We start from the raw sequence: 12,598 nt of genomic DNA on the forward strand, positions 1-12,598 counted from the left end.
TCTCAGCCCCAGCCGAGTTCGTGCAGCCGGGCCTCCTCGATGCCGAAGTGGTGGGCGAGTTCGTGCACCACGGTCACCGCGACCTCGTCGACCACCTCCCGCTCGTCGGCGCAGCTCTCCAACAGCGGTTCGCGGTAGATGGTGATCCGGTCGGGCAGCACCCCGCCGTAGGTGCTGTCCCGCTCGGTCAGCGCCACCCCCTCGTACAGCCCGAGCAGTGTCTCGTCCTCGGGATGGCGGTCCTGCACCAGCACCACGACGTTGTCCAGCTCGGCCATCAGCTCGTGGGGAACCAGGTCCAGGGCGTCGGAGACGAGTTCCTCGAAGCGTTGGCGGGTCATCTCGACCGGCACGGCGACATCACCTCGTTCGTGTGGCCGGAACCCCGGGGCTCGGCGGGGTGGTGGGCGCGGGCTCCTCGGAGATCGACACCTCGCCCCGGACACTACCGGTCACCGGGGCGAAGCCCTCGTCCTCGCCGAGCGTGGCCGCGACCTTGCAGTTGACCCGGCGGGAACCGGCCTGCCAGCTCGGCTGGCCGATGTTGTCCCAGTACAGCGTCAGGTCCTTGTTCTCGGCGGCGTCCGCGCTGCCCGCGAAGTCCTCCAGCCGCTGTCGGCAGGCGTCGATCAGGTACTCGTCCTGCTGCTCGGTGCCGGGGTGCTGCCCGGAGAACTCCTCACCCAGGTCGACGACCCCGGTGATCTCCACCGAGTGCGGGCGGGAGCAGTCCACCAGCGAGGACACCGCCGAGCCGCTGATGCCGAGGCAGGTGCCCACCTCGTAGACGTCCGACTGGTCGAGCTCGGCCACCTTGCCGGTGAACCGGTACAGCTTGCCCGCCGGGCCGGGCTGCTGCAACGCGCAGTGCAGGGTGCGGTCCCCGCGTTCCCAGCTCTCCTCGCTCGGCAGGAAGGCGCTGGCCTCGAACCGCCCCTCCGGGTCGAGGCGGCCGTCGAGGTACTCCCGGGCGACGTCGGTGCACCGTCGCGTCTTGAGTTCGTTGAAGACCTCGGTGTCGGGGAAGGGCGCGTCCGGGCCGAACCGCGCCCAGACCTCGCTCTTGCCGGTCATCTCGAACAGGTGCGGCTCGGAGCAGTTCACCTCGCGGATGTCGGTGGCGTCCGGCTCGGTCCAGTTCAGGCAGGTCCCGGGGGGAGCCTCGAACTCCGGCGGGGGGCTCGTGGTGGTCGGCCGCTCGCCCAGGCCGGGCTGGGCCGACTCCTCGGAGGGCCAGTTCAGGGCGGCGGCGACGGTGAAGACCAGCAGCGCACCGAGAACGGCCGAGATCATCACCAGCCGGGTGCTCGTGGTGTCGTTCCGGGAGCGTTTCGGGGAACGAGTCGGCTCGGACCGCTGGTCCGGTTCGGGGGGCTCGGCCATCACGCCTTCCATACTGCCTGGAGTCCCCGGGCACTGCCGAGGCGCGGTGCCCCGCGCCGCCGCGCGCGTGCCCCGTCGGTAGTACCCAGGCTCGGCGGGCCGTGGGCGCACAAGCTAGGCTGACCTGCCGTGATCGACCTGAAGACGCTGCGCGAGGATCCGGAGGCCGTGCGCGCCTCGCAGCGCGCCCGCGGAGAGGACCCCGCTCTGGTGGACGCACTGCTCGCCGCCGACGAGCGGCGCAGGTCGGCGGTCGCCAACGCCGACGATCTGCGTGCCGAGCAGAAGCGGATGGGCAAGGAAGTCGGCAGGGCCTCGGGGGAGGAGCGCCAGCAGCTGCTGTCCCGGGCCAAGGAGCTCGCGACGCGGGTCAAGGAGGCCGAGGCGGAGCAGAGCGCGGCCGAACAGGAGCTGGAACGCGCCCAGCGCGCCGTGTCCAACATCGTCGAGCCCGAGACCCCGCCGGGCGGCGAGCAGGACTACGTGGTGCTCAAACACGTGGGAACCCCGCCGGAGTTCGACTTCGAGGTGGCCGACCACCTCGACCTGGGGACCTCGCTGGGGGCGCTGGACATGGAGCGCGGGGCCAAGGTCTCCGGCGCGCGGTTCTACTTCCTCACCGGGGTGGGGGCGCAACTGGAGCTGGCCCTGCTGAACATGGCCGCCGACAGCGCCGTCTCCTCCGGGTTCACCCTGACGGTGCCGCCGGTGCTCGTCCGCCCCGAGGTCATGGACGGCACCGGTTTCCTCGGTGCGCACTCCTCCGAGGTCTACCACCTGGAGGAGGACGACCTGTACCTGGTCGGCACCTCCGAGGTGCCGTTGGCCGGCTACCACCAGGGCGAGATCCTCGACCTCGCCGAGGGGCCGCTGCGCTACGCGGGCTGGTCCACATGCTTCCGGCGGGAGGCGGGCTCCTACGGCAAGGACACCCGGGGGATCATCCGGGTGCACCAGTTCAACAAGCTGGAGATGTTCGTCTACTGCGCCCCCGAGGACGCCCGGCGCGAGCACGAGCGGCTGCTCGCTGCCGAGGAGGAGATGTTGGGCAGGCTGGAGCTGCCCTACCGGGTGATCGACACCGCCGCCGGGGACCTGGGGGACAGCGCCGCCCGCAAGTTCGACTGCGAGGCGTGGATCCCGAGCCAGGGGGACTACCGCGAGCTCACCTCCACCTCGAACTGCACCACCTTCCAGGCGCGGCGGCTCAACATCCGCCACCGGGACGAGGAGGGCACCAACCGCGTCGCGGCCACCCTCAACGGGACGCTGGCCACGACCCGGTGGATCGTCGCCCTGCTGGAGAACCACCAGCGCCCCGACGGGTCGGTGCGGGTTCCGGAAGGGCTGCGGCCCTACATGGGAGGACGCGAACTCCTCACCCCCCGGTGACGCGCACCGCCACCGCCGGGTGTGGCCGGTTCCGTCGCGAACCGGGCCACACCCCGGGCCGGGATCACCCGGTGGGGCTGGGTTCGGTGACCCGCTCCACCACCCCTTTCTCCAGCGTGACCCGTACGCAGGCCGCGGCGAGCCGGGCCAGGTCGGACCCGTCCACGAGCTCGGCCAGCCGGGCCGCGTCGGTGGGCAGCCCCACCCGTCCGGCGCCGGTCAGCGCCTTCCTGTCGAAGTAGGGACGCAACTCCGGCCAGACCTGCTGCGCCTCGCGGCAGAAGATCTCGGCCCCCACCGGCCCCAGGCGGGGGAACTCCCGCAGTCCGGCGCGCAGCGCGCGGAGGTCACCCTCGGCGCGGTGGCGCAGCCGCCGCAGGTCGCCCCCGTACTTCGTGCGCAACAGCTCGGCCCCTTCTCCCAGGGCGGTGGCGGTGCTCTCGTCGTAGCGCACGTAGTGCCCCCGTCCCAGGGCGTCCACCCGCTGTTGCCACTCGGCGGCCAGCATCCGGTCCGGGGTGCCGAACTCGGCCAGCTCCTTGCAGGCGGCCACCGCGATGTCGGCCTTGATCCTGGTGGAGAGCAGCACCGAGAGCACCAGCAGCCGGTACAGCGGCGCGGGCTGGTCGCGCAGCACGATGCCCGCCTGGGCGGCGTAGGTGGTGCCGGCGACCTCCAGCAGCCGGGCGGCGGTCTCCCGTTCGGACATCGCACCTCCCGTTCACGCGTTCTCCGGAATCGTCGACGCCCACAGCGGTACCCGCTCCGCGTGGCGGGAACACGGTCGGGGCGGCACCGCGGGGGCTACCGCTCCTTGAGCCCGGGCAGCACCTCGTTGGCGACCTCCTCCAGGATCGACTCCCTGCCCTCGAACGGCGCCTCGGTGCGGGGCCAGTGCACCAGCACGTCGGTGAAGCCCAGCTCGGAGGCCCGACCCAGCACGTCCCGGAAGTGTTCGACGCTGGACAGCGCGTAGGACGGCCCCGCGTCGGCGTTGAGGTAGCGCGGCACCCGGCCCGGCACCCTGCCCTGCTCGTGCAGGGCCTCGTCGAAGCGTTCGGTGTTGTCCCGCAGACCACGCCACCAGGCGGCGCTCTCGGTGACCTCGGTTCCCGGCGGCCGTCCCGTGGTGAGCCACCCGTTGCCGAAGCGCGCGGCCACCCGCATGGAGTTGCTTCCCTCCGCGGCCACCACGAAGGGAACCCGGGGGGTCTGCACGCATCCCGGGGCGCGGCGTGCCTCGACCGCCGTGTAGTACGTCCCGTGGAAGTCGGTGCTGTCCGAGGTCAGGATGCCGTCCAGCAGTTCCACGAACTCCGCGAAACGAGCGGACCGCCGCCCGGCGGACAGTGGTCGCGCACCGAAGACCCGCGCGTCGAAGCCCGGGCTTCCGGCCCCGAGGCCGAGCAGGAACCGTCCGTCGCTGACGTCGTCCAGCGCCGTCACCTCCCTGGTGAAGTGCACCGGATGCCGGAAGTTGGGGGAGCTCACCAGCGTGCCCAGCTTGATCCGGGAGGTCACGGTCGCGGCGGCGGTGAGGGTGGGAACCGCGTCGAACCAGGGTTTGTCCACCAGCTCCCGCCAGCCCACGTGGTCGTAGGTCCAGGCGTGGTCGAAGCCGTACTCCTCGGCCATCCGCCACAGGGGTTCGGCGGCCCACCAACGATGTTCGGGCAGAATCACTATCCCAACGCGCACACACGTGACCGTATACGCTCACCCGCCTCGGCTACGAGAGGTAGGCGCCGCGTCGACGCAACGTGCGGCGACAGTGTTACGGATCGCGTTCCACGCGCCCCGCTGCCCGGGCATCATGGGGGAGTGCGTCAACCGTGTCTCGTAGCCTCCGACCTCGACGGAACCCTGCTCGATCCCTCCGAGCGGGTGAGTGCCCGCACCGCCGAGCGCGCTCGGGCGGTGGACGCGGCGGGCGTGCCGCTGGTGCTGGTCACCGGACGGCCTCCCCGGTGGGTGCCGCGCATCGTCGGGGAGCTGGGTGTGGCGGGTCCGGTGGTGTGCTCGAACGGGGCGGTGCACTACGACGCGGCCACCGACACCGTCGTGGGTTCCGACCCGCTGGCGCCGGAGACGCTGCGCGAGGCCACCGGCGCGCTCCGGCGCGCCCTGCCCGGGTGCTCCTTCGGGGTGGAGCGTTCCACCGGTGCCGCGCGGGACCGCGTCGACGAGCAGTTCCTGGGCGAGCCGGACTTCCACCGGTGCTGGCCGAACCCCGACCTGCGGGTCACACCGGTCGAGAAGTTCGTGGGGGCGCCCGCCGACAAGCTGCTGGTGCTGCACGAGCACCTGAGCAGTGCCCGGATGGCGGCGGTGGCCGAACAGGTGCTGGGGGAGGGGGTGCGGGTGACCTATTCGACCGGTTCCGGGCTGTTGGAGCTGTCCGCGGCCGGGGTGGACAAGGCGAGCGGCCTGGCCCGGGTGGCCGGGCAGTTGGGTGTGGCCGCCGAGGACGTGCTGGCCTTCGGGGACATGCCCAACGACGTCCCGATGCTGGAGTGGGCGGGCCACGGGGTGGCCATGGGCAACGCCCACCCGGAGGTGCGGCAGACGGCCGACGAGGTGACCGCGGACAACGCCGCCGACGGGGTCGCCGCCGTGCTGGAGCGCTGGTGGTGACGCCGGCCGGGTGACGGTGTGGGCCGCCCACTGGAGTTCTCCGCGCTCACCCGGCCCGGTCGGCCGCGTGCTCGCGGATCCGGTCGAGCCGCGCGTACAGGTGCTCGCCGGGGCAGGCGGTCTCCCCGACGTCCCGGTGGGAGAAGATCCGGGGCAGTCGCACCGCGGTGCCCTCCGGATACCTGTTGCCCTGGCCGCCTCCCGAGACGAGGGTGGTCTCCCCTCGCGGGTCCCTGCCGGTGGTGCCCAGTTTCCACCCCGCCACGGCTCCGGCGGCGCGCAGCGCCCGCCCGGAGGGGACGGCGGTCTGGAAGTTGCCGATCAGCGCCACCCCGAAGGTCTGCGCGTTGAACCCCCGGGTGTGGCCGCCGACCACGTGCCGGTCCAGCCCGTCGGTGCGTCCCTCGAACAGCGTGCCGCACTTGTCCACCAGCACCTGGTAGCCGATGTCGCCCCAGCCCAGTTCCACCGCGTGGTAGTGGTAGAGCCCCCGGACGACACGGGCCGAGTCGGCGCAGGTGTAGTCGTTCGTCTCCACCGTGTGGTGAATCACGGCGGCCCGGGTGGTGGCGGCGTACTCCGGTGGCCAGCGCATCACGCTCTCGTCGGCTCCCCAATCGGCTCTGGTGACCACGGGTGGGCGGGGCCCGCGCGGTTCCGGTGCGGTCTCCACCGGCGTGGCAGCGGGGCTGATCGCGATCAGGCGCAGTCGCCCGGTCACGTCCCGGCCCGCCCGCTGGGCCCGGATCCGTACGGCGGTGGTGGGGCCGATCCACCGGGCACGGGTCGCCGTCGGCGGGGCGGTGCCGGTCGGGGTGTCCCGCCCGAGCGGGGCCAGTCGGTGCCACTCGCCCCGGCCGCCCGGCCGGTGGGGGCGGACCAGCATCCGGTCCGGGGCGGGGCCGCTCCAGGTGAGCGCCACCATGCTGAACGGTTTCCGGGTGCGCACCGTGCGCGTGCTCGGCTCGGCCCGGCTTCGGGGAGCCGTGGACAGGTCCACCCGCTCGGCCGTGGTGCGCTCCGGGTCCGTCCGGGCCGGATCCTGCTGTCGTTCCGTGGTCGCTGCCGTGAGCAGTGCCGTGGTGGTCAGCACCACGGTCGCGGTGGCCAGTGCGCGGAACATGCGCTACCTCGTTCTGCGGAACCGGTGGGCCGTTGGTTCCGGCGAGTATGGGACCGGGGCGTGGTGTGCGCTCGCTGGACGCGGATCGGGAGGGGGCTCGCGCGGCGGGCCCGGGCGGTGACCCGGCTGGGCAAGCGTGGTTCACCCGCGCGTGTGGGGAGCGGGGCCGTTGTCGTGACGCGGCGCAGTCCCCGCCGCCCGCGTGGTGGAACACCTCAAGCTACCCTCGCGGCTGTGAGCTTCGGAGGCTATGACCTGATCATCGTAGGTTCGGGATTTTTCGGACTTACCGTCGCTGAACGTGCCGCCAGCCAGCTGAACAAGCGGGTGCTGGTGCTGGAGAGAAGGCATCACATCGGGGGGAACGCCTATTCCGAGGCCGAGCCGGAAACGGGAATCGAGGTGCACCGCTACGGTGCCCACCTTTTCCACACCTCGAACAAGCGGGTCTGGGACTATGTGAATCTCTTTACGGATTTCACGGACTACCAGCACCGGGTCTTCACCCGTTACCAGGGACAGATCTATTCGTTCCCGATGAATCTCGGGCTGATCTGCCAGTTCTTCGGGCGCGCCTTCACCCCCGACGAGGCGAAGGCCCTGGTCGCGGAGCAGGCGGCCGAGATCGACACCGCCGAGGCCAAGAATCTCGAGGAAAAGGCGATCTCGCTGATCGGCAGGCCGCTCTACGAGGCGTTCGTGCGCGGTTACACGGCCAAGCAGTGGCAGACCGACCCGAAGGAACTGCCCGCCAGCAACATCACCCGGCTGCCGGTGCGCTACACCTTCAACAACCGCTACTTCAACGACACCTACGAGGGCCTGCCGGTGGACGGGTACACGGCTTGGCTGCGTCGGATGGCCGACCACCCCAACATCGAGGTGCGGCTCAACACCGACTACTTCGAGGTGCGCGACCAGCTGCCCGAGGTGCCGGTCGTCTACACCGGCCCGCTGGACGGCTACTTCGACTACTCCGCGGGCAGGCTCGGCTGGCGCACCCTCGACTTCGAGACCGAGGTGGTGCACACCGGGGACTTCCAGGGCACCCCGGTGATGAACTACGCGGACGAGGAGGTCCCGTACACGCGGATCCACGAGTTCCGGCACTTCCACCCCGAACGGGACTACTATCCCAAGGACAGGACCGTGATCGTCCGGGAGTACTCGCGCTTCGCGGACAGCGGCGACGAGCCCTACTACCCGATCAACACGTCCGAGGACCGGGCGAAGCTGGAGACCTATCGCGAACTCGCCAAACGGGAGGCGAAGGAGCGCAAGGTGCTCTTCGGCGGCAGGTTGGGTACCTACAAGTACCTGGACATGCACATGGCGATCGGTTCGGCGCTGAGCATGTTCGACAACAAGGTTTCCCCCTACTTCACCGAGGGCCGCTCGTTGGACGGCTCGATGGAGGACTGACGTGACTGACCGGACTACCCCAGCCGAATCGGAACCGACGGGCCCGCCGGCCACCGAGGCGGAGTCCGCGCCGGCGGGATCCCAGCGGGAGCACGGCGAGGCCGGTTCCGCGGCGGAGTCGGCCCGGGAGCAGGCCGCCTCCGCGGAGGGAGGCGACGAGACGCCCGCCCCGGAGACGTTCGACTCGCCCGAGGCGGGGGAGAGCAAGCTGAGTGACTCGGCCACGGTACGTACCGGCCACCGGAAGGTGAGTCCCACACAGATGTTGCAGCGGGTGCTGCTGCCCCGGGCCGAGGACCCGCTCGACGCCCGCCCGCTGTACCTGGACGAGCCGAGCGAGGTGTCCCAGCGGGCCACCGTGCTCTCGCGCCGCTCGGTGCGGATCCCGTCCAACTCCCGCGTCTCCTTCGCCTCGTACTTCAACGCCTTCCCGGCCAGCTACTGGAAGCGCTGGACCCGCCTGGACGAGGTGGTGCTACGGCTGAAGGCACGCGGCTCGGGGCGGCTGGACGTCTACCGCTCCAAGCCCGACGGGGACGTCGTCCACCTGGAGGGCACCCGGGTGTCCTCCCCGAAGTCGTGGCGCTGGCTGGAGTTCCGGATCTCGCTCAAACCGTTCGAGGACGGCGGCTGGATCTGGTTCGACCTGTTCACCAACGACGGCGAACTGGAGATCGACGAGGCCGCCTGGACCACCGACCTCGCCCTGCCCAGGCAGCGCGTCGTGGTGGGCACCACCACGATGCGCCCCGCCGACTGCGTGCAGACCCTGTGCACCCTGGGCGAGGACAGCCAGGTGCTCGACCTCGTCGAACGGGTGGTCGTGGCCGACCAGGGCGGGCAGAAGATCCGCGAGACCGAGGGCTTCGACGAGGCGGCCCGACGGATCGGGGACAAGCTGCACGTCATCGAACAGCCCAACCTCGGCGGCTCCGGCGGGTTCACCCGCGTGATGTACGAGGGGGTGTACAACTCCGACGCCGAGCAGGTGATGCTGTTCGACGACGACATCGCGCTGGAACCGGACGGGGTGCTGCGGGCCAACGCCTTCGCACGGGCCTCGGTGCGCCCGGTCATCGTCGGCGGGCACATGCTCAACCTCCAGGCCCGCTCCCGGCTGCACACCATGGGCGAGGTGGTCGACCTGGGCGCCGCGATGTGGCGCGCCGCCCCCGGAGCCGCCACCGACCACGACTTCGCCGCGTATCCGCTGCGCAAGAGCAGCAAGCTGCACAAACTGATCCACTCCACCTACAACGGCTGGTGGATGTGCCTGTTCCCCCGCGAGGTCATCGAGAACACCGGGCTGCCGCTTCCGCTGTTCCTCAAGTGGGACGACGCCGAGTACCACGTCCGGGCCGGGGAGTACGGCTATCCCACGGTCTCGCTTCCCGGGGCGGCCGTGTGGCACATGCCGTGGACCGACAAGAACGACGCCACGGACTGGACCGCCTACTTCCACACCCGCAACCGGCTGATCCTCGCCGCGCTGCACAGCCCGGACTCGGTGCGCGGGAACCTGCTCAAGCAGAGCTTCAAGCTCACCCTGCGGCACCTGTTCTCGATGGAGTACTCGACCGTCGCGATCCAGCTCAAGGCCGTGGAGGACTTCCTGAACGGCCCGCAGGGGTTGTTCGAGAGCCTGCGCACGGCGCTGCCCGAGGTGCGCAGGATCCGGGAGGACTACGACGACGCGCGCACCTACTCCTCGGCGGGAGAGCTGCCGCCGCCCACGGCCGACCCGATCATGGCCGAGCGGCTGCTGGACCCGCCGGTGCGCACCAGCCGGATCGCGCGGCGTGCCTCGAAGGCGCTGCTGCACAACCTCAAGCAGCCCTCCGCCGAGGCCCGGCGCCGTCCCCAGCTCAACATCCCCTCGCAGAGCGCGCGGTGGTTCCTGCTGGGGGCGCTGGACAGCGCCACCGTCTCCACCGCCGACGGCAGCGGGACCGCCTTCCGGCGACGCGACCCGGAGGAGTTCCGCAGGCTCGGGCTCAGGGCCGTGGCAGACTACCGCAGGCTGGTCCGTGAGTGGCCGAGGTTGCGGGAGGCGTATCGTTCCGCCCTGCCGGAGCTGACCAGCCCGGAGTCGTGGAAGCAGATGTACGAGTGAGCGCGGCGGCCATCCGGGAACGGCAGCGCCCGCCCGGAGGGAACCCGTTCCCGGGTGGCCGTGTCGTCGAGTACCGCCAACGGCCGAGAGCACGGAAGACCCCCTCGGTGGGCGTCGACGGTCTCCGTGCCGCCGCCCGAGAGGAAGCCGGAGAAGAAGTGGACGCAGAGCTGACCACCGCGCCCGCCGCCGAGGAGACCGAGCCGGAGCACTCGCGGCGGCAGCCGCCGCGCGAGGTCACGGCCGAGACCGTGGCCGTGCGGGGCGTGCAGGAGGTGCTGGCCAAGCAGCCTGTGGTTACGGTCGCCAGAGGTATGTCGAAGTTCGGTGACCACGCGATCGGATGGCTGGCCCTGGGCGCGCTCGGGGCCTTGTTCGACCGGGGACGCCGTGCCGAGTGGGTGGCCTCGGCAGCCGGGGTGGCCGCCGCGCACGGCGCTTCCATCGCGGTCAAGCGGGCGGTGCGGCGCAGCAGACCCGGAGACCCCGGGGTGCGGGTGCTGGTGAGCACCCCGAGCAGGCTGAGCTTCCCCTCCTCGCACGCGACCTCGACGACGACCGCGGCCGCGCTCTACGGCAGGCTGCTCGGCCGTCGGCTGAGCCCGGTCCTGGTGCCGCCGATGCTGGTCAGCAGGCTGGTGCTCGGCGTGCACTATCCGAGCGACGTGGCCGCCGGCTCCACGCTCGGCGGTGTCGTGGCGTGGGGAGTACGTCGCCACCTCGAACGGCGGAGGAACCGTGGCTGACAACAACGAAACCGGTTTTCAGCTCGACGAGGAGCCCACCGCGTCCCAGGAACGCGGACACCGGGCCGAGGAACGGGACGAGTCGGCGGGACACGGCGGCACGAAGCTGGCCACCGACCCGGGCGCCGACGGAACGGGCGCCTCCGCCGACGGCGCGGGGCCCACGCGGCAGACCGAGCGGCGGATCGAGACCGACTCGGAGGGGGTCATCGGCTCCGAGGCGGGCGGTGAGGCCGCCGCGTTGGAGGGGGACACCGGGACCTCCGGGGAGCGGGAGGCCACGGACAAGGCCTCCGAGGCCTACCACGCGAGAGTGGTCGCGGCGGCGGGAACCCTCTCCGGGCTGCTCAACGGGCTGCTCCGGGAGCTGCGTCCCAAGCAGTGGGTCAAGAACATCCTCGTGCTGGCCGCCCCGTTCACCGCCGGGGCGCTGCTGCGGGGGCCGGTGCTGCTGGACGCGGCGATGGCCTTCGTGGTGTTCTCCATGGCCGCCTCCGGGATCTACTTCATCAACGACGCGATCGACGTCGAGTCCGACCGGGCGCACCCCACCAAACGCAACCGCCCCATCGCCGCCGGGCTGGTCCCGCTGCCGGTGGCCTACGCCGTGTGCGGGCTGCTGCTGGTCGGTTCGCTCGCGCTCTCGGCGCTGGTGAGCATGCCGCTGCTGGCGGTGATGGCCGTCTACGTGGGCGTGCAGCTGGGCTACTGCTTCGGGCTCAAGCACCAGCCGGTGATCGACCTGTGCATCGTGGCCTCCGGTTTCCTGCTGCGTGCCGTGGCCGGGGGCGCCGCCGCCGGGCTGGTGATCACCCAGTGGTTCTACATCGTGGTGGCGTTCGGCTCGTTGTTCATGGTGGCCGGCAAACGCTACGCCGAGGTCAAGCTGGCCAACGAGACCGGCGCGAAGATCCGCAGGTCGCTGCGGGCCTACTCCGCCTCCTACCTGAGGTTCGTGTGGGCGATCTCGGCGGCGATCATGATCATGTCCTACAGCCTGTGGGCCTACGACATCCAGCACCAGGACAACTCGCGCTGGGGGATCATCTCCATCATCCCCTTCGTGATCGGCATCCTGCGCTACGCCGTGGACGTGGACAAGGGAGTGGCCGGCGAGCCCGAGGAGGTGGCGCTCAAGGACAGGGTGCTGCTGCTGCTGTTCGGGCTGCTCGCTGGGTGCCTCTTCCTGGCCTTCTACCTGTGACCGTTCCCGAGGGACCGGTCCGTGCCCCGAGCACGGAACCCGGGCTCGCGGGCTCCGTGCCCGGCCCGGCGGGACGGACGGGCGCGTGGTTCACCCCCGCTCGTCGACCACGGACAGGGAACGCCCCCCGGTGACGCGCACGAGCTCGTCGTGGGTGGTGGGGAAGACGGTGCGCGGGGTTCCCCCGGCCGCCCACACGCGCGGGTGCTCGGCCAGCGCGCTGTCCACCACCGTCGTCAGTGGTTCGGGATGGCCGAGGGGAGCGACCCCGCCGATGGCCTGCCCGGTGGCGCGGCGCACCTGTTCCGGCTTGGCCTGTTCCAGCCGGGGCCATCCGAGCTGTTCGGCCAGCCACCGCGTGTCGACCCGGTGACGACCGCTGGCCAGCACCAGCACCGGCTGTCCGGCGGACAGGAACACGAGACTGCTGGCGATGGCCCCGGTCTCGCAGCCGAGCGCGGCCGCGGCGTCGGCGGCGGTGCGGGTCGAGCCGGACATCTCCCGGATCTCCCCGGGCACCCCGGCGGCCCGCAGCGCCCGCGCCACCTCCTTGCTGCGTTCCGGCAGCATCTCCTCCGGCG

General features: G+C 71.4%; 12 protein-coding genes. 6 read left to right on the forward strand and 6 right to left on the reverse strand.

Translation table 11 applies throughout. From position 1 onward, the window contains the following. Nucleotides 1-2: 2 nt before the first annotated feature. Together CEP50_RS12450 and CEP50_RS12455 are read right to left on the reverse strand one after the other, a co-directional pair. On the reverse strand, nucleotides 3-353 hold the full coding sequence (locus CEP50_RS12450; RefSeq protein WP_106114121.1) for a metallopeptidase family protein: 351 nt from the start codon (nucleotides 351-353) through the stop codon (nucleotides 3-5). 7 nt (nucleotides 354-360) lie between these two features. Next, nucleotides 361-1,383: a septum formation family protein gene (locus CEP50_RS12455; protein ID WP_106114122.1), complete on the reverse strand. Its 1,023-nt coding sequence runs from the start codon at nucleotides 1,381-1,383 to the stop codon at nucleotides 361-363. Between the two features lie 129 nt (nucleotides 1,384-1,512). Here CEP50_RS12455 and serS point away from each other — a divergent pair, with 129 nt between their 5' ends. Beyond that, nucleotides 1,513-2,775 carry a serine--tRNA ligase gene (gene serS / locus CEP50_RS12460; RefSeq protein ID WP_106114123.1) on the forward strand — a complete coding sequence of 421 codons (1,263 nt, stop codon included), beginning with the start codon at nucleotides 1,513-1,515 and terminating at the stop codon, nucleotides 2,773-2,775. Between the two features lie 64 nt (nucleotides 2,776-2,839). On the opposite strand, the gene CEP50_RS12465 is transcribed toward serS, so the two are convergent. Together CEP50_RS12465 and CEP50_RS12470 are read right to left on the reverse strand one after the other, a co-directional pair. Further along, nucleotides 2,840-3,484: an endonuclease gene (locus CEP50_RS12465; RefSeq protein ID WP_106114124.1), complete on the reverse strand. Its 645-nt coding sequence runs from the start codon at nucleotides 3,482-3,484 to the stop codon at nucleotides 2,840-2,842. 95 nt (nucleotides 3,485-3,579) lie between these two features. Continuing rightward, the gene (locus CEP50_RS12470; protein WP_106114125.1) at nucleotides 3,580-4,473 is read right to left on the reverse strand and encodes an LLM class flavin-dependent oxidoreductase; all 894 of its coding nucleotides are present in this window, start codon (nucleotides 4,471-4,473) and stop codon (nucleotides 3,580-3,582) included. A 123-nt stretch (nucleotides 4,474-4,596) separates the two neighbouring features. Between CEP50_RS12470 and CEP50_RS12475 the strand changes: the two genes are divergently transcribed. Then, nucleotides 4,597-5,409: an HAD family hydrolase gene (locus CEP50_RS12475; protein WP_106114126.1), complete on the forward strand. Its 813-nt coding sequence runs from the start codon at nucleotides 4,597-4,599 to the stop codon at nucleotides 5,407-5,409. Nucleotides 5,410-5,455: 46 nt separating this feature from the next. Here the strand turns inward: CEP50_RS12475 and CEP50_RS12480 are convergent, their stop codons facing one another. Next, nucleotides 5,456-6,532 carry a peptidoglycan recognition protein family protein gene (locus CEP50_RS12480; RefSeq protein ID WP_106114127.1) on the reverse strand — a complete coding sequence of 359 codons (1,077 nt, stop codon included), beginning with the start codon at nucleotides 6,530-6,532 and terminating at the stop codon, nucleotides 5,456-5,458. Nucleotides 6,533-6,766: 234 nt separating this feature from the next. Between CEP50_RS12480 and glf the strand changes: the two genes are divergently transcribed. The 4 genes from glf (at nucleotide 6,767) to CEP50_RS12500 (ending at nucleotide 12,017) form a co-directional block, all read left to right on the forward strand. Beyond that, nucleotides 6,767-7,954, forward strand: coding sequence for a UDP-galactopyranose mutase (gene glf, locus CEP50_RS12485; protein ID WP_106114128.1), 1,188 nt, complete (start codon nucleotides 6,767-6,769; stop codon nucleotides 7,952-7,954). A gap of 1 nt (nucleotide 7,955) precedes the next feature. Beyond that, nucleotides 7,956-10,067 (forward strand): glycosyltransferase, encoded by a 2,112-nt coding sequence (locus tag CEP50_RS12490; RefSeq protein WP_181188358.1) that lies wholly within the window; start codon nucleotides 7,956-7,958, stop codon nucleotides 10,065-10,067. A gap of 158 nt (nucleotides 10,068-10,225) precedes the next feature. Beyond that, nucleotides 10,226-10,813: a phosphatase PAP2 family protein gene (locus CEP50_RS12495; protein ID WP_106114129.1), complete on the forward strand. Its 588-nt coding sequence runs from the start codon at nucleotides 10,226-10,228 to the stop codon at nucleotides 10,811-10,813. Next, nucleotides 10,806-12,017: a decaprenyl-phosphate phosphoribosyltransferase gene (locus tag CEP50_RS12500; protein ID WP_106114130.1), complete on the forward strand. Its 1,212-nt coding sequence runs from the start codon at nucleotides 10,806-10,808 to the stop codon at nucleotides 12,015-12,017. The genes CEP50_RS12495 and CEP50_RS12500 overlap by 8 nt, the downstream gene beginning before the upstream one ends. A 90-nt stretch (nucleotides 12,018-12,107) precedes the next feature. Here CEP50_RS12500 and CEP50_RS12505 read toward each other — a convergent pair whose 3' ends face one another. Continuing rightward, complete coding sequence (locus CEP50_RS12505; RefSeq protein ID WP_106114155.1) at nucleotides 12,108-12,587, reverse strand: YbaK/EbsC family protein; 480 nt, start codon at nucleotides 12,585-12,587, stop codon at nucleotides 12,108-12,110. Between the last annotated feature and the right edge of the window lie 11 nt (nucleotides 12,588-12,598).

This window comes from Actinopolyspora mortivallis, assembly GCF_003001495.1.
GTDB lineage: Bacteria > Actinomycetota > Actinomycetes > Mycobacteriales > Pseudonocardiaceae > Actinopolyspora > Actinopolyspora mortivallis_A.

Excerpts from the sequence above, each read along its gene's own strand:
- CEP50_RS12455 (WP_106114122.1), bottom strand. The coding sequence starts at position 1,383 with ATGGCCGAGCCCCCCGAACCGGACCAGCGGTCCGAGCCGACTCGTTCC.
- CEP50_RS12465 (WP_106114124.1), bottom strand. The coding sequence starts at position 3,484 with ATGTCCGAACGGGAGACCGCCGCCCGGCTGCTGGAGGTCGCCGGCACC.
- CEP50_RS12480 (WP_106114127.1), bottom strand. The coding sequence starts at position 6,532 with ATGTTCCGCGCACTGGCCACCGCGACCGTGGTGCTGACCACCACGGCA.
- CEP50_RS12505 (WP_106114155.1), bottom strand. The coding sequence starts at position 12,587 with ATGCTGCCGGAACGCAGCAAGGAGGTGGCGCGGGCGCTGCGGGCCGCC.